Annotated in this window: 23 protein-coding genes and 1 tRNA gene; 5 read left to right on the forward strand and 19 right to left on the reverse strand. The window is 67.7% G+C overall.

What is annotated here, in order from left to right:
• Positions 1 to 35 precede the first annotated feature (35 nt).
• The 5 genes from QZL85_RS05835 to QZL85_RS05855 form a co-directional block, all read right to left on the reverse strand.
• Positions 36 to 812, reverse strand: coding sequence for an SDR family NAD(P)-dependent oxidoreductase (locus tag QZL85_RS05835; RefSeq protein WP_295574804.1), 777 nt, complete (start codon positions 810 to 812; stop codon positions 36 to 38).
• Positions 809 to 1,552, reverse strand: a complete 744-nt coding sequence (locus QZL85_RS05840; protein WP_295574806.1) for an SDR family NAD(P)-dependent oxidoreductase — start codon at positions 1,550 to 1,552, stop codon at positions 809 to 811. Before QZL85_RS05840 ends, QZL85_RS05835 begins: the two co-directional genes overlap by 4 nt.
• Positions 1,549 to 2,319, reverse strand: a complete 771-nt coding sequence (locus tag QZL85_RS05845; protein ID WP_295575644.1) for an amino acid ABC transporter ATP-binding protein — start codon at positions 2,317 to 2,319, stop codon at positions 1,549 to 1,551. Before QZL85_RS05845 ends, QZL85_RS05840 begins: the two co-directional genes overlap by 4 nt.
• 10 nt (positions 2,320 to 2,329) lie before the next feature.
• On the reverse strand, positions 2,330 to 3,247 hold the full coding sequence (locus tag QZL85_RS05850) for an amino acid ABC transporter permease (protein WP_295574808.1): 918 nt from the start codon (positions 3,245 to 3,247) through the stop codon (positions 2,330 to 2,332).
• A gap of 69 nt (positions 3,248 to 3,316) precedes the next feature.
• Positions 3,317 to 4,231: an ABC transporter substrate-binding protein gene (locus QZL85_RS05855; protein ID WP_295574810.1), complete on the reverse strand. Its 915-nt coding sequence runs from the start codon at positions 4,229 to 4,231 to the stop codon at positions 3,317 to 3,319.
• Positions 4,232 to 4,515: 284 nt separating this feature from the next.
• On the opposite strand from QZL85_RS05855, the gene QZL85_RS05860 reads away from it, so the two are divergent.
• From QZL85_RS05860 to QZL85_RS05865, 3 genes are all read left to right on the forward strand, one after another.
• Complete coding sequence (locus QZL85_RS05860) at positions 4,516 to 5,283, forward strand: IclR family transcriptional regulator (RefSeq protein ID WP_295574813.1); 768 nt, start codon at positions 4,516 to 4,518, stop codon at positions 5,281 to 5,283.
• Positions 5,211 to 5,525: a tyrosine-type recombinase/integrase gene (locus QZL85_RS15170; RefSeq protein WP_366208646.1), complete on the forward strand. Its 315-nt coding sequence runs from the start codon at positions 5,211 to 5,213 to the stop codon at positions 5,523 to 5,525. Before QZL85_RS05860 ends, QZL85_RS15170 begins: the two co-directional genes overlap by 73 nt.
• A 907-nt stretch (positions 5,526 to 6,432) precedes the next feature.
• The gene (locus tag QZL85_RS05865; protein ID WP_295574816.1) at positions 6,433 to 6,732 is read left to right on the forward strand and encodes a metal-sensitive transcriptional regulator; all 300 of its coding nucleotides are present in this window, start codon (positions 6,433 to 6,435) and stop codon (positions 6,730 to 6,732) included.
• Positions 6,733 to 6,752: 20 nt separating this feature from the next.
• Here QZL85_RS05865 and QZL85_RS05870 read toward each other — a convergent pair whose 3' ends face one another.
• From QZL85_RS05870 to QZL85_RS15175, 5 genes are all read right to left on the reverse strand, one after another.
• Entirely contained in the window at positions 6,753 to 6,914 is a 162-nt protein-coding gene (locus QZL85_RS05870) for a hypothetical protein (protein WP_295574819.1), read from the reverse strand.
• 25 nt (positions 6,915 to 6,939) lie between these two features.
• Positions 6,940 to 7,203, reverse strand: a complete 264-nt coding sequence (locus QZL85_RS05875; protein WP_295574822.1) for a metal-sensitive transcriptional regulator — start codon at positions 7,201 to 7,203, stop codon at positions 6,940 to 6,942.
• Positions 7,196 to 8,887, reverse strand: coding sequence for an FAD-dependent oxidoreductase (locus tag QZL85_RS05880; protein WP_295574825.1), 1,692 nt, complete (start codon positions 8,885 to 8,887; stop codon positions 7,196 to 7,198). Before QZL85_RS05880 ends, QZL85_RS05875 begins: the two co-directional genes overlap by 8 nt.
• Positions 8,884 to 9,264: a co-chaperone YbbN gene (locus QZL85_RS05885; protein WP_295574829.1), complete on the reverse strand. Its 381-nt coding sequence runs from the start codon at positions 9,262 to 9,264 to the stop codon at positions 8,884 to 8,886. The genes QZL85_RS05880 and QZL85_RS05885 overlap by 4 nt, the downstream gene beginning before the upstream one ends.
• 69 nt (positions 9,265 to 9,333) lie before the next feature.
• Complete coding sequence (locus QZL85_RS15175) at positions 9,334 to 9,765, reverse strand: rhodanese-like domain-containing protein (RefSeq protein WP_366208647.1); 432 nt, start codon at positions 9,763 to 9,765, stop codon at positions 9,334 to 9,336.
• 315 nt (positions 9,766 to 10,080) lie between these two features.
• Between QZL85_RS15175 and QZL85_RS15180 the strand changes: the two genes are divergently transcribed.
• A complete protein-coding gene (locus QZL85_RS15180) occupies positions 10,081 to 13,722 on the forward strand; it encodes a serine/threonine-protein kinase (RefSeq protein ID WP_366208648.1) in 3,642 nt (1,213 codons plus the stop codon).
• Between the two features lie 28 nt (positions 13,723 to 13,750).
• Here the strand turns inward: QZL85_RS15180 and QZL85_RS05905 are convergent, their stop codons facing one another.
• The 8 genes from QZL85_RS05905 to QZL85_RS05940 form a co-directional block, all read right to left on the reverse strand.
• Positions 13,751 to 13,990, reverse strand: coding sequence for a hypothetical protein (locus QZL85_RS05905; protein ID WP_295574831.1), 240 nt, complete (start codon positions 13,988 to 13,990; stop codon positions 13,751 to 13,753).
• Positions 13,987 to 14,628, reverse strand: coding sequence for a DUF2306 domain-containing protein (locus tag QZL85_RS05910; protein WP_295574834.1), 642 nt, complete (start codon positions 14,626 to 14,628; stop codon positions 13,987 to 13,989). The genes QZL85_RS05905 and QZL85_RS05910 overlap by 4 nt, the downstream gene beginning before the upstream one ends.
• A 16-nt stretch (positions 14,629 to 14,644) precedes the next feature.
• Complete coding sequence (locus tag QZL85_RS05915; RefSeq protein ID WP_295574835.1) at positions 14,645 to 15,931, reverse strand: ABC transporter permease; 1,287 nt, start codon at positions 15,929 to 15,931, stop codon at positions 14,645 to 14,647.
• Complete coding sequence (locus QZL85_RS05920; protein WP_295574836.1) at positions 15,928 to 16,641, reverse strand: ABC transporter ATP-binding protein; 714 nt, start codon at positions 16,639 to 16,641, stop codon at positions 15,928 to 15,930. Before QZL85_RS05920 ends, QZL85_RS05915 begins: the two co-directional genes overlap by 4 nt.
• Positions 16,638 to 17,027, reverse strand: a complete 390-nt coding sequence (locus QZL85_RS05925) for a DUF805 domain-containing protein (RefSeq protein ID WP_295574837.1) — start codon at positions 17,025 to 17,027, stop codon at positions 16,638 to 16,640. Before QZL85_RS05925 ends, QZL85_RS05920 begins: the two co-directional genes overlap by 4 nt.
• Positions 17,028 to 17,080: 53 nt before the next feature.
• Positions 17,081 to 18,106, reverse strand: coding sequence for an NAD(P)-dependent alcohol dehydrogenase (locus QZL85_RS05930; RefSeq protein ID WP_295574840.1), 1,026 nt, complete (start codon positions 18,104 to 18,106; stop codon positions 17,081 to 17,083).
• A 133-nt stretch (positions 18,107 to 18,239) separates the two neighbouring features.
• On the reverse strand, positions 18,240 to 18,506 hold the full coding sequence (locus QZL85_RS05935; protein ID WP_295574843.1) for a hypothetical protein: 267 nt from the start codon (positions 18,504 to 18,506) through the stop codon (positions 18,240 to 18,242).
• 60 nt (positions 18,507 to 18,566) lie between these two features.
• A complete protein-coding gene (locus QZL85_RS05940) occupies positions 18,567 to 19,475 on the reverse strand; it encodes an NAD(P)/FAD-dependent oxidoreductase (RefSeq protein WP_295574846.1) in 909 nt (302 codons plus the stop codon).
• Positions 19,476 to 19,552: 77 nt separating this feature from the next.
• Here QZL85_RS05940 and QZL85_RS05945 point away from each other — a divergent pair, with 77 nt between their 5' ends.
• Positions 19,553 to 20,143, forward strand: coding sequence for a helix-turn-helix domain-containing protein (locus tag QZL85_RS05945; protein ID WP_295574849.1), 591 nt, complete (start codon positions 19,553 to 19,555; stop codon positions 20,141 to 20,143).
• A 318-nt stretch (positions 20,144 to 20,461) separates the two neighbouring features.
• On the opposite strand, the gene QZL85_RS05950 is transcribed toward QZL85_RS05945, so the two are convergent.
• A tRNA-Ser gene (locus tag QZL85_RS05950) sits at positions 20,462 to 20,547 on the reverse strand.
• Positions 20,548 to 20,760 lie beyond the last annotated feature (213 nt).

Raw genomic sequence — 20,760 nt, forward strand, 5'->3', positions numbered from 1 at the left:
TCCTTTCGTTTCGGGTTGAGAATTCGGGCGGAGAATCAGATGTGCACGCGTCCTCCGTCCAGGCGGATCGTGACACCGCTGACGGAGTCGGGGCCGTCCGCGAGGAACATGAGGACGTCCACGACGTCCGTCAGCTGCGCCTCCCGGACGGCGACGCCCTTCACGAGCGTCGTCCCGGCGGCCGCAGGCGCCTCGCCGCGGGCGACGCGCAGCGCATCGTTGGCTCCGTCGTCGGAGCGGTAGAACTGCGTGGGCGCGACACTGTTGCACTGGACGGCAGGGCTGTAGGCGACCGCGAGCTGCTCCATCAGCCTGCCCAGAGCGCTCTTGCCCACGATGTGCGGGATGAGATCCGGCCAGGCCTCCGACAGCGAGTTGCCGAGGATGGCGAGGATGCGGCCCGTGCCCTGCCTGCGCATGACCTCGCCTACCGCCTGAGAGAGGAACAGAGGACCCCGGAGGTTCACACCTAGCGACGCGTCCACCTCGGCCGGCGTGAGGTCCGCGAACGGCCGCGGACGGAATGAGCTCGCGTTGTGGATGAGCACATCCACGCGTCCCGACTCGGCAACGATTCCGTCGACCATCGCGCGCACGGCGGCGGGGTCGGTCACATCCGCCTCCACCGCACGCAGCCCGCCGGGAAGAGCCTCCGCGACCGCCCGCCTCACGGTCTCCTCAGCCTGAACCGTCTGGCCGAAGTGGTTGATGTAGACGGTCGCACCGTCCCGCGCGAAGGCGAGGGCGATCTGGGCTCCCGCGCGCTCGGCCGCTCCCGTGATGAGCACGACTCTCCCCGCGAAGCGCGTCACACGCGTTCACCTCCCGCGAGCGTGAGGGTCTGTCCGGTCACAGCCGCCGACTCGGAGCTGAGCAGCCACCTCACGAGGGCGGCGACGTCGGCAGGTGTCGGCAGCGGCAGAACACGCCGCAGGTCGCCGATCTCATCAAGCGACGCGAAGACCGGGTCCGTCTCGGCGAGGTCCGCCTCCGGCTCGGTGGCGACGCGCCCGAGGCTGATCACGTTCGCCCGCACGCCAGCGGCGCCCTCCTCGAGTGCGAGGACGTGGGTGAGCACCGTCGCAGCTGCCTTGCCCGCGCCGTAGAGCCCGAGCCCCGCATGGAGGCGCGTCGCGAGAGCGCCGCCGAGGAAGACCAGAGCCCCCCTCGAGCGGCGCAGCGAGGGGAGGGTCGCACGGCACAGCGTGGCGTGCGCTGTCGCACCTGCCATCGCCGCGCTCAGGTCGCCCGGGGTGGCGGCCGCCACGGTCGCCGACGGGACCGTCGGCCATGCCGCGTTGACCACGTCGTCGATCGGGCCGCCGTCGCTTTCGAGGCGGCGGACCGCGGCCTCGACGGCCGTCGCCTCAGCGAGATCGACCGGCATGACGGTATGCCCCGTCCCGGAGAGGGTCGCGAGGATACCGTCGGCCAGGTCGCGACGTCGGTGGCAGTGCACCACCACACGATGGCCGTGCGCTGCGAGGTCCTGCGCGATGACCCGTCCGATGGCTCCCGTGGCTCCGGCCACCAGGACGTGGCGCCCGCTCAACTCCGGCCTCGTGCGAGGAAGGCGCCGATACGGGGCGAATGGTCGGGATCGAGGATCTCCGCCGGGGCACCGGCGGCCTCCACGCGACCGTCCGCCATGAAGACGACCTGGTCTGAGACCTCACGAGCGAACGCGATCTCGTGGGTGACGACGATGAGCGTCGTGTCCGTCGTGTCGGCGAGCCGGCGCATGACATCCAGAACCTCACCCACCAGCTCGGGGTCCAGGGCACTCGTCGGTTCGTCGAACAGGATGAGCTCGGGTTTCATCGCGAGCGCGCGAGCGATGGCGACGCGCTGCTGCTGCCCGCCAGAGAGCTGTCCCGGGTACTGCAGGGCCTTCTCTGCCAAACCGACCAGGGCGAGGAGCTCGCGAGCCTCTTCCTCAGTCTCACGCCGGGGGCGGCGGAGGACGGTCTGCGGGCCTTCGACGAGATTCGCCAGCACCGTCTTGTGCGGGAAGAGGTTGAAGCTCTGGAACACCATTCCGATGCGCCGACGCTGGCGGCAGAGGTCCTTGTCGGAGAGCTCGTGATACACGCCTCCGCGCTCCTCGTAGCCGATGATCTGGTTCCCCACGCGAATCACGCCTGCATCGATCGGGATGAGGCGGTTGATCGAGCGCAGCAGCGTCGACTTGCCCGATCCGCTCGGCCCCAGGATCGAAGTGACCGTGCCAGCGGGAACCGTCAGGGAGACGCCCTTGAGCACCTCGTGGTGGTGGTAGGTCTTGCGGACGTCGCGAACCTCTACAGACGTGCTGGTCAGGGTCTGCATGTCAGGCCTTCTTTCCCGTGCGCCGCAGCATGTGCAGCATTCCGTTGCGGCCGCTCAGACCCGCCTCCGCAGCGACCCCGCGGCCGTAGTGGGCTTCGATGCGGCCTTGGCCGACGCTGAGCAGCGAGGTCAGGACGAGGTACCAGATCGAGGCCGTGAGCAGAAGCGGGATGACTTCGAACGTCCGCGAGTAGATGCTCTGCGCGCTGTACATCAGGTCGGAGAGTGCGATGACCGACACCAGCGATGTGGACTTCAGCATCCCGATCGTCTCGTTGCCAGTGGGCGGGATGATCACTCGCATCGCCTGCGGCAGGATGATGCGGTGGAAGGCCTGCGCGCGCGTCATCCCGATGGAGGTAGCCGCCTCGCGCTGTCCTGTGGAGACGGACAGGATGCCCGCGCGGATGATCTCCGCGAGGTAGGCGCCTTCGTTGAGCCCCAGTCCGAGGATCGCCGCCAGCAGGGGTGTGATCAGTGCGTTGGTCTCCACTGAGAACCACGGGTCCATCCACGGCAGGCCGATGATGACGTCGGGGAAGAGGTATCCGAGGTTGTACCAGAAGACGAGCTGAACGAGCACGGGGGTGCCGCGGAAGAACCAGACGTACATCGCGCTGGACCAGCGGAGCGTGCGGCTCGCGGACACCCGCATGACCGCGATGGCGACGCCGAGCAGAAGCCCGATGATCATGGCGATGAAGGTCAAGAAGATCGTCATCCAGAGGCCGGAGAGGATCTTGGGGTCGAAGAGATACCCGAACACGACCGGCCACTGGAAGCGGTCGTTGGTCACGACGATGACCGCGACGACGGCGGCGACCAGCAGTACCAGGACCACGCCGACGATGCGCCAGGGGTGCTTGCGCGAGACGAACTGCACTGCCGTGCCGTCCGGTGCGGTGTCGGTGATGGTCATGAGTGCTCCTGTCAGCGTGGGAGGGGAGGGCGGTACCGGGGGCCGGATGGCCGGCCCCCGGCAGCTCGATCAATCGAGCGGGCGCGTGGTGGCGAGGTTGATGCCCGGCTCTTCGAGCGCGAGCGACTCCATGCCCCACTTCTCGAGGATCTCGAGGTAGGTGCCGTCGGCGATCACGGCCTCGAGGCCTGCGAGCAGGGCCTCCTGCAGCTCCGTGTTGTCCTTGGCGATGACCATGCCGAGGTACTTCTGGGGGAAGGACTCGATGCCGGTGTAGTTGATCGGAGTGGGCGCGGTCTGGTTGAGGTACGCCGCGGCGGAGGTGCCGAGGATCATGAAGTCCACTCGAGCGGAGTTGAGCGCGTTGTATGTGTCTGCAGCGTTCGGGTACTCCTGGATCACGACCGGCTCCAGCCCGGCCTCTTCGCAGGCGGGGTTGAGGATGTCGTTGACCTTGTCGATCGTGTCGAATCCGGTCTGCGCGCCCATGGTCTCGCCACAGAGGCTGAGGTCGTCGCCCTCGGTGATGGGGCCGTCGTACGACTCGATCGTCACGACATCCGTCTTGTCGAAGATGTAGTTGACGAAGCTGACCTGCTCCTCGCGCTCGGGGTTGTCACTGATGCACTCCATCGCGATGTCGTAGCGACCGCTCTGGACGCCGGGGATCAGGCTGGCGAACTGGGTGTTCTCCACCTGCAGGCTCACGCCGAGCTTGGCTGCGATGGCGTCCCAGAGGTCCACCTCGTAACCGATCATGACGTCCGAACCCTCTTCGAAGAACTGACAGGGCGGGTAGTTCGCGTCGGTCGCGAGGGTCAGCGATTCCCCCTCGAATGGGGTCGAGACCTCGACGGTCGACGCTGAGGGAGCGCCGGAGGATACGGGTGTCTCGGCGCTGGAGGTGGAGCATGCGGTGAGGGCGAGGATCGCCGCCGCGGCGATGCCGACGAGTGCGGCAGCACGAGAGCGTGCGGTGTTCATGGTGGTGCCTCTCTTGGTGCGTCATTGTTCGGGTCGGACGGGTACGCCGCGGCCGTTCGGCAAGGGTGTGGAACCCGGCTTCCAGACATCCGTTTTCGGGAAGTTGACGGCAATGCTAGGAAGCGGATTCGCGGCCTCTGAAGGAACCGCGGCGCGAATCGTCCGGTATCTCGGACGTCTTCCGACGGGGTTACCGGGGTGTTTCCCTGCGATTCCGGCATCAGGTCCACTGGCTGTGCGGCCCATAGATGGATGTCCGAAATACCGGACAGTAGACTTCGCGCATGACCGACATCCCGGCCGCACGGCACGCGCTCCGGCTCCTGAAGTTCGTCGCCAGTCAGAGTGGGCCCGTGCGCGCATCGACGGTCGTTCGGGAGCTCGGCATCCCCCGGTCGACGACGTACCAGCTCATCAAGGTGATGCAGGAGGAAGGCTTCCTCGTCCACTTCCCCGAGGACCGCGCCTACGGGCTGTCGCCCCTCATGTCGGAAATCGGCTCCAACTATCTGAGGACGAGCAAGGTGAGCCGCCTCGCCGAGCCGCTGCTGGAGAAGCTCGTCAAGCGCACGGGCCTCCCGGTCGTCGCCCACCTCGGCGTGCTCCACAACGACGACATCGAGTACGTCGTGAAGCACGCCGCCCCTCGCGCCCCATCTCTCGTCACCGACATCGGGGTGCACCTGCCGGCTCACCTCACCGCAACCGGACGAGCGATCCTCGCGCTCCTCCCGAAAGAACAGGTCCGCGCCCTCTACCCGCATCCCGCTAGCCTCACCACGCGCAATGGTCGCGGGCCGGCGACGCTGCGGGAACTCGACGAGATCCTCGCCGAGACCCGCTCACGGGGATACGCCCTGGAAACCGGAGAGATCACGCCGGACCTGGCATCCGTCGCGGTCGCCGCCCTCGATCACAACGGCTACCCGGCGGCCGCCATCGGGATCACGTTCCGCAAGATCGCCGTCGACCTCGGGACATGGCCGCAGCTGGGAGCGGCTGCTCAGATCTCTGCCGGCGCCCTCTCCATGCGACTCCGAGGCAAGATCTAGTCCCTCTGTTGGGAGGATCCTGCGCGCTCCGCGTCCAACTCGACCGGAACGACTACCGGTTGCACGACCTTCGCCACACGCTCGCCACATTGCTCTTCGACGGCGGAGCCGCTGCAAACGACGTGCAGGCGATCATGGGCCACTCAACGTTGCAAATGACCGAGCGATGCAGCCGAGCCCGGTCGGACGCTGCTCGGCGGGGTGCGGACCGTCTCGATTCCCTCTTTGGCAGCGACGTGTGATCGCTAATACTTGGGTCTCAAGCTCCGGCGCCCGCGGGCCTTGTTGCGCCCTAGAGAGTTCCGCTTTTCGCGTTCTGGGACCAGCGTGTCGACGGACACTCCGATCACAACCGGCCGTCTTGCGTGGTGCCTCGCTGAGCACGCAGCGGGCGGCCCGTTTCGCCACGAGGGGTAACTTCTGTGACGGGAATGTGCCGGGAACCCTGCGAAAACGGCCGCGACCAACCAGCACTAACAAGGACTCCACCCGCGGAATCTCGCGGCTTATGAGGACCACCGAGCCCCCCGCAACTAACTGAAAATCGTGAGGTCACGGGATCGACGCCCGTCGGAGCCACTGAAACCCTCGGGAGGCTTCTACTCCCGGGGGTTTCTTTGATTCCCAGGTCACGCAATATTTCTGCGAACGCCCTTTCCTAGCGGACCGTGGACCGCCCGCGAGCGTAAGCCCGAAAACGAGGGCGATCTCGAGTGCGTGTGCCGGGAATGTGCCGGGAACTCCCGCCAGTCACCGTTTCGGCAACCGACTAAGCGGCCCTCCCCGACCCGATTCAGTTGGCCCTGCCACCCGAAAGAGGCGCCACCTTAGCAGGGTGAAATCGCGACGTAGCGGTCACTCTTTCCCCAGCTCCCGTCGCACCTTTGCGACGGGGAATGCCGGGTTTATCAGGCGCTCAGCCTTCGCATCGTTGCCGCACTCGGCGCTCGATATACACTCCTCGATCGCTCCGCGTGTGCGTGCTCGGCGTGCTCGGGGACACCTGGGGGACACCCAGCGGCTGATGGCCGCCGAATCTAGCATCTCGAGGCCCCCTCACCGGCAAGGCGTCCGCCCACACGCGCCCTTCGGATACCCGGTCGGGTATCCTGGCGGGGAGAGAAACCGACATGCAGCGAGGATTCCGGCATGGACAGCATTAAGGCTCCCGCCTCGACCGTCGACCCGGGGGAAGCGCTGGTGGCCCAGCAGCGCAAGATCGTGAACCGTCTGCGTCGCGCAGAGGGTCAGCTCAGCGCGGTCATCCGAGCTGTCGAGTCCGGGGCTGAATGTCGCGACATCGTCACCCAGCTGTCGGCGGTCTCCAAGGCGCTCGATCGAGCCGGCTATGCGATCGTGGCGTCGGCGATGCGCACGTGCCTTGCCGACCCCGAGGATCAGTCGATGACCCCCGACGAGCTCGAGAAACTCTTCCTGACACTGGCCTGAACCTGACCGGTCGCGTCGGGTCAGTGCCCGAACAGACGGGCGAAGAACCCGTTGGACGGCTCGTGCGCGTGCCCTTCGCAGCGCTGGGATCTCGGCACACCGCGCATGACCTGGTCGACGTGCTGGCCGCATCCGGACCAGGTCGTCTTCGAACACTTCTTGCAGGTGACGGCGTAGCACATGGGCTCTCTCCTCGTGAGGGGTTGATCAGGCGAGCATGAGGAAGAGCTTCTCGAGCTCTTCGGTGGTCAGATCCGTGTCACGGCGGTCCGCTTCTGGCGTGGCGAGACAGTCCTTCATCGCCGTCGAGACGATCGCGAAGCCGGCGCGATTGAGCGCACTCGAGACGGCGGCGAGCTGCGTAACGACGTCACGGCACGAACCCGAGTCATCGACCGCGGCGATCACCGCATCCAGCTGGCCGCGCGCGCGGCGCAGCCTGTTGGAGATGAGCTTCTGCGCGTCAGGCACCCTGCACCGCGCCTTCGCTGGCGAGCATGTGCGCAGCCCGCGGGCCGAGCGTGGCGCGGAGGGTGAGCATGCCCCCCGACAGGGATGCGGAATCCATGCCCGATTGCGCGAGCACCCGGTGGGCGATGGCCGAGCGAACGCCAGACGCGCACATCACCCGCACCGCACGGCCTTCTGCCCGCTCGCGCACCTCGTCGATGCGGCCCCGCAGCTCGGTGTGCGGGATGTGCAGGGCGTCGGGCACGTGCCCGGTGATCCATTCGTCGTGGCGGCGCACGTCCAGGATCAGCGCAGTGTCGAGAACCTCGTCGAGGTCCTGCGCGTACCAGAGGTTCAGCGTGCCGTTCAGGACGTTCTCCCCGACCATGCCGGTCAGGTTCACCGCATCCTTCGCCTGCCCGTAGGGCGGTGAGTACGCCAGGTCGAGGTCGATGAGCTCATCAACGCTGAAGCCCGCCCGGATGGCGGTGGCGAGAACGTCAATGCGCTTGTCCACGCCCTCGGTGCCGACCGCTTGTGCGCCGAGGATCCGGCCGGTGTCGGGCTCGATGTGCACGACGAGGTGGATCTGACTGGCTCCCGGGAAGTAGCCGGCGTGCTGGTTCGCGTGCAGGTGCAGCGTGCGGTAGCTCGTGCCGGACGAGTCGAGTGTCGCGCGGTTCGCGCCGGTGAGCGCGGCGGTGAGCGACCCGACGCGCACGATGGCTGTCCCGACGGGCTGCGGAATCTCGCGCGCGCTCCCCGGCCTGATGATGTCGTCAGCGACGAGTCGGCCGGCCCGGTTGGCGGGACCGGCCAGGGCGACCGGCCGTCGGCTGCCGGTGACCGGGTCGACGCTCAGCGTGGCGTCGCCGACCGCCCAGATCCCGGGGATGCTGGTGCGGCCGTGGTTGTCGACGATCATCGCGCCGCGCTCGCAGGCGACGCCGGCTTCTGCGAAGACGGCCGTGTCGGGGCGCACCCCGACGGACATGACGATCAGGTCGGCCGTGATCTCGGTGCCGTCGGCGAGGGCGACGGTGTCGGCGTCCGGATGGTGCGTGATGGCGGTCGCGGCGACCCCGACGTGCAGGTCGATCCCGAGGGCGCGGAGCTCATCGGAGACCAGCCATGCCAGTTCGGGTTCCACCGGCGGGAGGGGCTGCGGCGCGACCTCGACCACCGAGACCTCGAGCCCTTGCCCTGCGAGCGCTTCCGCGGCTTCGATGCCGATGAATCCTGCCCCGAGGACCACCGCCCGACGGGCGCCGGCCGTGACCTTCTCGCGCAGCGCGATCGCATCCTCGACGGTGCGCAGAGTGCGCACGCGCGGTGAGTCGACGCCGGGGATGGGTGGGACGAATGCGGAGGCTCCGGGCGAGAGCACGAGGGCGTCGTAGGCGATCTGCTCCAGGCCGTCCTCCGTGCGGACGGTGACGGTCCGGGTGTCCGCGTGGACCGCGATGACCTCATTGCAGGGTCGGACATCGAGCGCGAGCGCGGCGCGCAGCGCCTCGGGTGTCTGGACCAGCAGTGCGCGTTCGTCGGTGATCTCGCCGCCGACGAAGTAGGGCAGTCCGCAGTTCGCGAACGACACGTGGGCGCCCCGTTCGAGCACGATGATCTCGGCGGACTCGTCGAGGCGCCGGGCGCGGGCCGCGCAGCTCATTCCCCCCGCCACGCCACCGACGATCACGATCCTCATCGCGCGACCTCCGCGCTCTCGGTCGTGCGGGCCAGCTCGGCGCGCACGACATCCATGTCCAACGCCCGGACGGCGTCGATGAGCTGGTCGAGCTGGGGCGCCGCAAGCGCTCCCGGCTGAGAGAAGATCAGGATCCCCTCACGGAAGACCATGAGGGTCGGGATCGAACGAATCTGGAACGCAGCGGCGAGCCCCGGTTCGGCCTCGGTATCGACCTTCCCGAACACGAGGTCGGGGTGCGCTTCCGACGCACGCTCGAAGACGGGCCCAAATGCGCGGCAGGGACCGCACCACTCAGCCCAGAAGTCGAGGAAGACGATGTCGTTCCCAGCGATCACGCCGGACAGAGCGGCGTCGGTGATCTCGGCGGTTGTCATGATTTTTACCCCCCGGGGTATTGAAGAATGCGGACTGCGCCGCGGCTTTTCTGAAGTGGGAGAGGCGGACTACGGAACGATCGGCAGGCCGGTGGACGATGCTGCGTCCTCGATGGCCCCGGCATCCTCCACATTCAGGTCGGCGTCTGCCATCGTGGCCGCTGCCTGAGCAGACCGACTCCCGGACTGGCAGTACACGACGTAGTCGATACCCGCGTCGAGTTCGGCGACCTCGTCCGCAAACGTTGTCGAGTGGAGGTCGATGTTGACGGCGCCTTCGAGATGTCCGGATGCGAACTCCGCAGGGGTGCGAACGTCGACCACGACCGCGTCCGGCCCCATCTCGAGGGCGACGGGAGAGCCAGCGCACCCGGTCATGCCCAGGACCACGAGCATGCCGGCCGCGCCGACCTGCAGGGGCCGGAGAACGCTAGCCGGCGACAACGTCGTGTCCCTCACAGCGCTGCTCCACCGGCACTCCGGCGAGAGCTTCCTCGACATGCTGGCCGCATCCGGCCCACGTCGCTTTCCCGCACACACTGCACGCCACTCGACTGCACATAGCTATACCTTTCGTCGTCGCTGTCTCGAGGGTAGCATACCCCCGGGGGTATTCACGATCCCGCACCTCGCCTGTTCTCATGTGGGCACGAGGGCACACCGCACGCCGGCCCCGCTGGCCGTGCCTCAGCGTGCTTGTCGCTTCCCAGCACCACAGAGCGCCGCGCTAGCCGAGAGAGGCAAAGCACACCCTGTCACCGGTGCCCGGCTATGCGCCATCATGAGGGAGACGGTCGACGTGAGGGGACCCGATCAATGGACATCGTCGCGGGGACGGCGCTGGGAGACCGCTACGAACTGTCGAGCCGGATCGCGGTCGGAGGGATGGGCGAGGTCTGGGAGGCGACCGACCGCGTCATCGGACGGACCGTCGCCGTCAAGATCCTCAAGCCGGAGCTGATGGCGCAACCCGGTTTCATGGACCGGTTCCGCATGGAGGGCAGGCTTGCGGCGCTGGTGGACGACGACGGCATCGCTCGGGTGTACGACTACGGCGAGGATCAGAGCACCGCGTTTCTCGTCATGGAGTTGATTCGCGGAGAACCGCTTTCGGCAATCCTCCGACGCCACCGCCGCCTCGAACCCGACCGCGTGCTGGACATCGTGGCGCAGACGGGCGATGCCCTTGACTCCGCCCACGCGGCCGGCCTCGTCCACCGAGACATCAAGCCGGACAACATCCTCATCACCGCTGACAATCGTGTGAAGGTCGCGGATTTCGGTATCGCCCGTCTCACCGGTCAGGCCCCGTTCACGGTTGCCGGGCAGGTGATGGGCACCGTGCAGTACATCTCGCCGGAGCAGGTGAGTGGTCGCCCCGTCACGGCCGCCAGCGATATCTACTCCCTGGGTGTCGTCGCCTACGAAGCGCTGGCAGGGCGGCTCCCTTTCGGCGGGGAGTCGTCGGTAGCCGTCGCGCATTCGCAGGTGCACGACACTCCCCCGGCCTTGCCGCCGGACGTCCCACAGCGCATCAGCGACCTGGTGCTCTCGTGTATGGCGAAGGACGCGGCGCGCCGGCCGAGCTCGGGTGCCGAGCTGGCGCACGCAGCGCGAGCGCTGCACACCGGTCGGTCGGCACGGGAAGACGCCGCCATCCCTGCGGGACCGTCCGTGTCGGGCCGCGGGCCAGCGCCCTCGGTCCTACGATCGCGGCCGTTACTCGAGACGAAGCTTTACCGGCCGCGGGTCCGTCGGCAGACGGTGGAACGCCCGCGATTGATGAGCCAGCTGGATCGCTGCATCGAATCCAGCCTCACGATCGTCTCGGCACCCGCAGGGTTCGGCAAGTCGACCCTCCTCGGCGCGTGGGCCGCCGACCGAGCGGGTGGCGACGACGGCGGTCGGGCTGTCGCCTGGCTGTCACTCGATGTCGGCGACAACGACCCGGCGTCGTTCTGGCGGTACACGGTCACGGCCCTGCGGACCGTTGCTCCCGGCGTCGGGTCCGAGGCTCTGGCGCTGATAGAGGGAGCCGGGTTTCCCTCGCCCGCGGCGGGGCTCACCGGACTACTCAACGACCTCAGCAACCTGCAGCAGGACATCATTCTGGTGATCGATGACTACCACCTGATCGACGCGCGCGAGGTTCACGACGGAGTGTCGTTCCTCATCGACAACATGCCACCGAACATCCATCTGGTCATCGCGGGCCGGGCTGATCCCCCGTTGCCACTGGCCCGGCTGCGGGCGCGCGGTGAACTGATCGAGGTACGCGCGGCCGACCTGCGCTTCCGCACGGATGAGGCAGCCGAATACCTCACAAGTGCGATGGGATTGCCCCTGAGCGCGCCGGAAGTGTCGACGCTGGATGACCGGACCGAGGGATGGATCGCCGCGCTGCAGCTCGCTGCTCTGTCGATGCGCGGCCGGGACGACCTCGCCGATTTCGTCGCCGGATTCGCTGGCGACGACCGGTACATCGTCGACTACCTGGCCGAAGAGGTCCTGCAGAACCAGCCGACCGAGGTCCGCTCCTTCCTGCTGCAGACATCCATCCTCACCCGCATGAACGCCGCGCTGGCAGATGCCGTCTCCGGACGCCCGGATGGTCAGGCCATGCTCGAGGCGCTCGACAGAGCGAACCTGTTCCTCATCCCCCTCGACGAACGCCGACGCTGGTTCCGCTACCACCACCTGTTCGCTGAGGTGCTGCAGGCCCGACTCGCCGACGAGCGCCCGAACGACGTCCCCGACCTCCATCGCAGGGCGAGCGCGTGGTACGCCGAGCACGACGAGCTGGACGCCGCCATACATCACGCACTGACCGCGCCCGACCCCGATCTGGCGGGCCGACTCATCGAGACATCGTTGCCGGCCATGGCGCGCGACCGCAGGGAGGCGGCTCTCCGGGACTGGATGGAGGCCCTCCCCCCGGAGATCTTCCGCGCACGCCCGGTGCTCAGTCTGGGCTACGCCGGGTCCCTGCTCTCCACGGGCGAGGTGACCGGCGTGGAGGAGCGACTCCGCGACGCAGAGCGATGGAGCGATACGACTGCCGACGCGGCGGAATCCGCAGGGCCGCTCGTCGTCGACGCCGACGAGTTCCGGCGCCTCCCGGGCTCGATCGCGATCTACCGCTCGGGATTGGCATTGGCACAGGGCGATCTGACGGCGACCGTGGGGCATGCCCGGCGCGCCCTCAGCCTCCTGGACACGAGCGACGACTACCGCCGCGGCGCTGCGGCAGCGCTCGAGGGGCTTGCCTTGTGGGCAACCGGTGACCTGGACGGCGCGTACGAGGGCTACGCACGCTCGGTATCGAGCTTCCGACGCTCCGGACACATCGCGGATGTGCTCGGATGCACGGTCACGCTCGCAGACATCCGCGTCACCCAGGGCCGACTGAGCGACGCCCTGTCGAGCTACGAGGAAGCTCTGCAGCTGGCCCGCGCTCAGACCTCAGAGGTTCGCCGAGGCATTCCCGACATGCACGTCGGCATCGCCACGATCCTGTGCGAGCGCGGCCAACTGGATGCCGCCGGCAGTCAGCTGGAGAGCGCCCTAGCCTTGGGAGACGCCGCCGGACTCCCGAAGTACCGCTATCGATCCCGGCTCGCGATGGCCCAACTGCGGCAAGCACGAGGTGATCTAGCCGGCGCGGTCGAGTTGGTCGAGGAGGCTGACCGGTTCTTCGTGACCGACATGTCACCGCTGGTCCGTCCCGTACCTGCGACGAGGGCGAGGCTCTGGCTGCACCAGGGCCGGACGGGAGACGCCCTCGCATGGGCTAGGGACGCCGGGGTTTCCACTGACGACGACCTCAGCTATCTGCGGGAATACGAACACGTCACCCTCGGACGCGCATTGCTCGTGCAGCACCGGAGGACCGGGGACGAGCAGTCCCTCCGCGACGCGCTCGATCTCCTCGCCCGTCTGCGCGAGACCGCCGCCGCAGGGGGGAGAACCGGCACCGTGATCGAGATCCTCGCCCTGCAGGCGCTCGCTCATCGGGCGCTCGGCGATGTGGAGAGAGGCGTCGCGTCGCTCCAGCACGCGCTGCAACTGGCGGAAGAAGAGGGCTACGCGCGAGTATTCCTCGACGAGGGCGCACCGATGGGCCCGCTGCTCGCGGCGGTCGCGGCGGGCTCCGTCGCTCGCGAGTACGCCGCGCGACTGCTCGCGATGCTCCGAGGCGACGACGTGACGGAAACCCCCGACGAAAGTGGAGTCGGTCTCGCCGAGCCGCTGAGCGATCGTGAGCGGGAGGTGCTGCGCCTGCTGTCGACGGAGATGAGCGGCCCGGAGATCGCTCGCCTTTTGGTGGTGTCGCTGAACACTGTCCGGACGCACACCAAGCGGATCTACACCAAACTCGGGATCAACAATCGTCGTTCCGCCGTGCTGAGGGCCCAGGAACTCGGGGAGCTTCCGGGACCTCGCCACCGTTCCTCATGAGCGACGGCCGGCGTGCGAGGCATCCGCATCAGGAATCCGGCCCTCGGATCACCTGTACGGAGAGGAGGATCATTCCCAGGTCACGGATCTTGATCAGGATGCCGTGCAGCGCCGCCTGGTCGGCGACGGCACCGCGCAGCGTCGTCGTCCCATCGGGTTCGCGCGTGAGCGTGAGGCCGCCGAGCCACTCCGCCCAGCGATCATCCAGATGGCGACCGACACGCAGCTCATAGGCACCTGGTTCGTCGTGCGCGGGTGCCGCACTCATCGGAGCACCACCGTCGCGCGAGTGGCAGACCGGTCGACCTGGTGCCCCGCGCGACGGATCGCCCACTCGGCCACGACGAGATTGATGGCCCATCCGGCGCCGTTCAGCAGCGCGACGGCCAGCTCGCCTCTCCCGAAGAGCTCCTGGCCAAAGCCGAGCGTGAACACCTGCGTCGCGGCACCGAGCCCGATCGCGTAGGCACGGATCATCCATGCCCGGTGCCGCGGCAGACGACGATGGCGGATGGCCCTGAATCCCAGCGCGACGAAGAGCGCCAGTGCGGACGCCGCGAGCAGCCGCAGTGTGAAGAGCAACGCGCCGGCGCTCGACCGTGCCTCGAAGGCGAGCCAGATGCCGGAGACGACCGCGAGAAGGGCGGCCAGAATCGCCAGCCGACCGGCGGTCCGGTGCCATTCGGGTCGCCGGCGGCGAAGGCGGACGGAGAACTGGAGGGCGCCGAGGACGACGAACACCGTCGCGCCGATCACGTGAAGCAGGACCGGGAGAGACATGCCGCTTCCTTCGCCCGGAGCCGTCCCGGCCGCTCCGGTCGCCTGCGCTGCCCGTCTCAGCCCGTTGGCGATGAGGGGGATGAGGCCGAACACGATCAGCGCGGCCGGAAGCAGACGTGCGTTCATGGCGACGCCCCTTGACTCACTCATAGCGCAGCGCCTCGATCGGGTTCTGACGGGCCGCCCGCCGCGCGGGCAAGGTGCCCGCGAGGAACGCGATGGCCATCACGGTGAGCAGAATCGACGCGACGGGCACGGGTTCGAAGCGCAAGACTTGCAGCCCTTCGAGCTCGGCGAGGAAACTCTCGACGATCAGGCCGTTCGCGATGCTGCCGATCCCTATCGCGGCCGCCGCGCCGAGCACACTCCCGAGGAAGCCGATGAAGACTGCTTCCGTGCTGAACAGTGCATAGATGCTCGCGCCTCGCATTCCCATCGCCTTCATCAAGCCGATCTCGCGGGTGCGTTCCTGAACGCTCATCAGCAGGGTGTTGACGATTCCGAATCCTGCGGCGATGAGCGCGATCACCGCGAAGGAGTTGAGCACCGCGATGATGCCGTCGACGACGGTCTGGATCACGCCGATCTGGTCCGACACGGTGGCCGCCTGGAAGCCCGCGTCGGCGAGCGCACTCTGCATCGCGTCGATCTCCGCTTCGCTGGCGGCCGGGTCGAAGTGCGCGGTGGCGACCACGGATAGCTCGGTCGTCGCGGAAGGCTGCCCGATGCTCTGGACGGTGTGGAGTTGTTCGAGAAGCGCCTCGTTCAGGGCCGCGCCCGAGGCGAGGATCGTCTCGTTCTGCACGCCGGTGACGGTGGCCGCGACCTCGTGCAGTTGCCCGGTGTAGTCGGCGATCCCGATGCGCACCGTGGATCCGATGGCGCGCGCTGCATTGGGGAGTCCGAGTGCGTCGACATAGGAGGAGAGGAGCAGGATCTGCGGCTCTGTTCCCGAGTTGTCGAGCTGGGTGCCGGCCGCAAGGTCGGGGGTGGTGAGATTGGCAGTGGCATTCACGTCGAGGACGTATTTGCCGCCGTTGCCGCTCTCGATATAGCGGGGACGGACCTGCCGCACGGCGCTTACATCGAGGACGCCGTCGATGCCGCGGATGGTGTCGAGGTCCTCGTCGAGGAGTGGTTCGGTGTCGAACTGTGTGAGATCGGCGCCGACGATCGCGGCGTCCGGGTCGTACTCGGCTGGTCCCTCCTGGCGCGCAGGCTCGTCGCTCGCCTTCGTGACCGTGAGGACGTCCTTCGCCCCGAAAGCTCCGATCTGGTTGTCGATGTAGTCGGAGACGCCGGTGCCGATCGCGCTCGTGATTGTCAACGTGAACGCGCCGATGAAGATGGCCAGGACGGTGAGGAGGGTGCGGGTCTTGCTTCTCAGACTGTTGCCGATCGCGGAGGCGAGGGTGTCGACGACGTTCATGCGTGGGCTCCGATGGGTTCTGTGGTGACTTCGCGTCCGTCGCTGATGCGCACCTGGCGATCGCACCGTGCGGCGAGCTCCGGGTCATGGGTGACGATCACAAGGGTGATGCCGGTTTCTCTGTTGAGCCGGAACAGGATGTCTTCGACGAGACGGCCGGTCGCCGTGTCCAGGTTTCCGGTCGGCTCGTCGGCGAAGATGAGCTGGGGGTTGTTCACGAGGGAGCGCGCGATGACGAGTCGCTGCTTCTGACCCCCGGACAGGCTCACTGCCTTGTTCTTCGCCTTGTCGTCCAATTCCAGCTCGGTGAGCACCGCCATCCCTCGCGCGCGCCGTTCCTTTCGGCCGACGCCGGCGATCTTCAACGGGAGGACGACGTTCTCGAGGACGCTCGCATTGGGGGTGAGGAAGAACTGCTGGAAGACGAATCCGAACGTCGTGTTGCGCAGTCGGCTGACCTGCCGTGCGGTCAGGGTCCCCGCATCCACACCCGCCACCCGGAGGACGCCCTCGTCGGGCTGGTCGAGGAGCGCCAGGAGATGCATCAAGGTGGACTTGCCTGAGCCGCTTCGGCCCACAATGGCGACCGACTCCCCCTGCGCGATGCGGATGGATACGCCTTTCAACGCGTCGAAGCGGTTGACGCCGCGGCCGTAGGAGCGGCCCAGGTCGGCGGCGTCGAGAAGGGGCGGGGGAGGTTGGATGCTCATCGGAGCACCTCGGCGGATGCTGTGGGCTGGCGGTCGCCGGCGCGCGCGGCGGATGGCTGCGAGCAGAGGACCACGAGTACGATCGGCCCGGCGACGGGCAACAGGATCCAGAAGAGATGTGCCCAGCTCGAACCGCCGTCGCGAAGTCGTCGGACGGCGACCGCGAGGGTGGGCAGGAGCACAACGATGTGCCACACCGGAGTCAGTGTGGGCACACTGAAGGCTGCACCCTCGACCAAGGCGGCGGTGGGAACGGGGAGTGCGGCGAGCGCGGCGCCGACGAGGGTGGTGAAGAGGATCCACCACCAGAACTCCGAGCGGCTGGCTGTGCCGGAGAAGTCGGCGTATCGGCGGAAGCCGTTGCGGATGGACTGCGGGAACGTCATGAGGATGCCTTTCGGGTGGGGCGGGTGAGAAAGTGTGGGCCGGCTCTGTCGGCTCAGTTCCGAGCGGCGGTCTCGGGGGCGGCCGTGACGACCGGGGTCGGATTGGCGTCGGTGAGGTGCACGATGACGCTTCCGCGCTTTCGGCCGCTGTCGACGTATCGATGGGCTTCGCTGATCGCGTCGAAGGGGAATTCTCGATCGATGACGGGCGCGATGTCGTTGATCTGCGCTAGGTACATGAGGTGCTGCAGGTCCGCGGCGCGGTACGCGCCGGGGCCCGTCACGACGGTGATGCCGTATCGCTGGGCGTCGCGTTTGGCTCTGACGAGGGACCGGAGATCCGCCGCAACGAGCAGCAGGGCGCCCCCTCTGGTCACGCTCTGATGCACGCGACGGGCCGGCGCGTTGCCTACGCAGTCGACGATGACGTCGTACGTGGTCCCGTCGGCGGCGAAGTCGTGGGTGCGGTAGTCGATCGTCCTCTGCGCCCCGAGCCGGAGGGCCAGCTCATGATTGGGACCACGGGACACTGCGGTCACATGCGCGCCGACGGCGCTGGCGAGCTGGACGACCGCAGTTCCGACTGCTCCGGAGGCACCGTTGACGAGGACCGTGGTGCCAGCAGTGACTGCCGTCTGGTTGAGGTACGCCTGAGCGGTGATCCCTCCGAACACGAGACTGACAGCCTGACCGAATGTGAGGTCCTGGGGCTTATGCGCCACGGCATCGGTCGCTTTGACGATGGCGTATTCGGCGTGGCCGCCGAAGCGGCTGCCGAGCATCGCCACGACCTCATCGCCCGGAGCGAACGCGGTGACGTCGGTGCCGGCGCTCTCGACGACGCCGGCGATGTCCATTCCGAGCACGCGGCGGCGGGGGCGGAAGAAGCCGAGAACGAGTGAACTGGGAAGGAGGAGGCCTGCGGGGATGTCCCGGGATCGTGAGCGGTGGTCGGCGGCACTCACAGTAGTGGCGTGGATGCGCACCAGGAGCTCATCGCGCTTGGGCGCCAGATCGGCGACCTCCTCGACCCGGACGACCTCAGGCCCGCCGAACCGGCGGTAGACGGCAGCTCTCATGTTCTCTTCCTCTCGAATTCCGGGATGCCCGGCATGGGGTATGCGAGCAAGGTATGAACCGATGTGGTGATCTGTCGTCACCAGATGTGGTGATCTTCACGCGCTGCGACGTCTCACCCTCCCGATCGCGGGGTCAGCCCGTCCTACGGGCGATCAGCGCGCGACGCGCCCGATGCAACTGCGGCATCGCGAGGTAGATCACGACAGGGACTGCGAGGGTGACGAGGATCAGGGTGCGCAGCACGGTGGGGAGAGGTGCGAGCAGATCACCGAGCGCCAGGTTGAGCACCGTGAGGGTGGGGAACACGGCAAGCCAGATCATCAGCGCGAGCTGGTGCATGCTGGGCGGCGGGACGGGGTTGACGTTCGTGCGGGGAGTGGTGCCGGCAGATGTGCGCATGAGGTTCTCCGTGAGGTGTTGGTGGACGTGGGGTGGCTGGCGGATGGGCGCTGGCGGAGGTCAGAGTCGTTGCTGGAGGGCGGTCTCGACGTCCTCGGTGACAAGGGCGGCGTTCATGGCGATGCCGACCGCCGATCCTTGACCCGCCGAAGTGATGACCTGTGCGCGAGGGTCGGCGACGTTGCCCGCGACATAGACGCCGGGAACGCTCGTGGCTCCGAGGTCGTCGTGGGCGGTCCAGCCCTGGTCGTCGGTGGCACAGCCGAGTGCATGGAGCAGAGTGTCGTGCGGCGTGAAGGTGGGCCGGACGAAGAGAGCTGTGCGGGCGACGAAGTCCCCGTTCTCCAGCTCGACGCCGCGCAGCGTGTCCTCTTCGACGACAAGCTGGCGTACCCTTCCTCGCCGTATTGCGACATCGCGGGCACGGAGCGTCTCGAGGTGCTCGGACTCAGGTTCTTCGTCGCCGACGAACAGCACCACGTCGTCGGACCACTGCCGGAGGAGGACGGCGTGCGCAATCGCTGCGGGATCGCCGCCGAGGACGCCGAGCGGCTGGTCGCGCACTTCGTAGCCGTGGCAGTAGGGGCAGTGCAGCACGTCGCGGCCCCAGCGCGAGGACACGCCAGGAATGTCGGGGATGCTGTCCCGCAAGCCGGTCGTGACCAGCACGCGTCGGGCGGCGAGGGTGCTGCCGTCGCCAAGCGTCGCGACGAACCCGGGCGCGAGATCGACAACCGTGCCGTCGATGACCGTACCGCCGTACCTCGAGAGTTCGGTGCGTCCTGCCGCGAGGAGTTCAGCGGGTGGCATGCCGTCGCGGGACAGGAAGCCGTGCATGTTCGCAGCGGGCGCGTTTCGGGGGTGTCCGGCGTCGACGACGGCGACCCGGCGACGGGCGCGCAGGAGCACCAGAGCCGCGTTCAATCCGGCGGGCCCGCCGCCGACGATGAGGACGTCGTATGTGTTCATGCGGGAAGCGTCACCCCATCGGCCCGCGCCCGGCAAAGTCCGTTGCCATTTCCGGGACTCTCGGTGACACTGGCCCAGTGAATGAGCCCGTCTCGATCGAATCCGCGCTCGACGGCGTCGGATCCCGGCTGAAGTGGCTGCGGCGTCAGCGCGCGATGACGCTCACGGCGGTGTCGGAAGCTACAGGGATCTCGAAGAGCACGCTGTCCCGCCTCGAGACCGGCCAGCGTCGGCCGAGCCTGGAGCTGCTCCTCCCCCTCGCCCAGACGTACCGTGTGCCTCTCGACGACATGGTCGGAGCTCCGGAGATCGGCGACCCGCGCGTCCGCCTCAAGCCTCGGCGCGTGCACGGGCGCGTCGTCATCCCGCTGACGCCGCACCCCGGACCGGTGCAGGCGTGGAAGATCCTCATCCCCTCCGGCAAGACTCGCCCCGAACCTCGGGCTCACGAAGGGTACGAGTGGCTCTACGTTCTCAGCGGGCGACTACGACTCGTCCTCGGCAACCAGGACCTGACCCTCGCCGCCGGCGAGGTAGCGGAGTTCGACACCCACGTTCCGCACTGGTTCGGCAGCGCAGATGGGAGTCCTGCCGAGGTTCTCAGCCTCTTCGGAAGCCAGGGCGAACATGCGCACGTCCGCACCGGCAGGAAAGCGGGGCCGTCCTAACGCGGCTTCGGACCGTCGCAGCTGTTGCATCGCGCAGCACTCGGACGCTCTGGAGATCTCAATGCTCCGGGTGGGACGTGCCTATGCGACGCTCCGCATGCCCAGGGACACCCGGGGGACATTCGGGACAGAGATGTAAACGGTAAACACCCGGCTGGGAGGCAATTCTGCGTCGTGGCACACCACCTTGTCGACGCGACGGAGGGTGGTGCACCTCTTGGGGACACCTGCGGGGACACTTGGCCTGGATGAAGAAGGAATCGGCAGATCTGGCGCCCCCAAGCAACGCTCAGAAACACTGCTTAACCGGGGCTTTTGTGGCGGAGACGGAGGGATTTGAACCCTCGGTTCCCGTAAGGGAACTCCACCTTAGCAGGGTGAAATCGCGACGTAGCGGTCACTCCGCCCTCAGCGCGGTCGCGCCGCTCAGCGACGCGAAATGCCGGGTTGATCAGGCGCTCAGCGTTCGCATCGCGGCGGCACTCGGCGCTCGATATGCCCTCCTCGATCGCCCCGTCGGTGGCCGCTCGGCATGCTCGGGGACACCTGGGGGGCACCTAGCGCGCCGCGTGCCTCCCCCGCGAGAGCCGCCCCACCAGGGCGACAAGTGGATCGTG

The sequence above is a fragment of the uncultured Microbacterium sp. genome, assembly GCF_900078385.1.
Classification (GTDB): Bacteria; Actinomycetota; Actinomycetes; order Actinomycetales; family Microbacteriaceae; genus Microbacterium.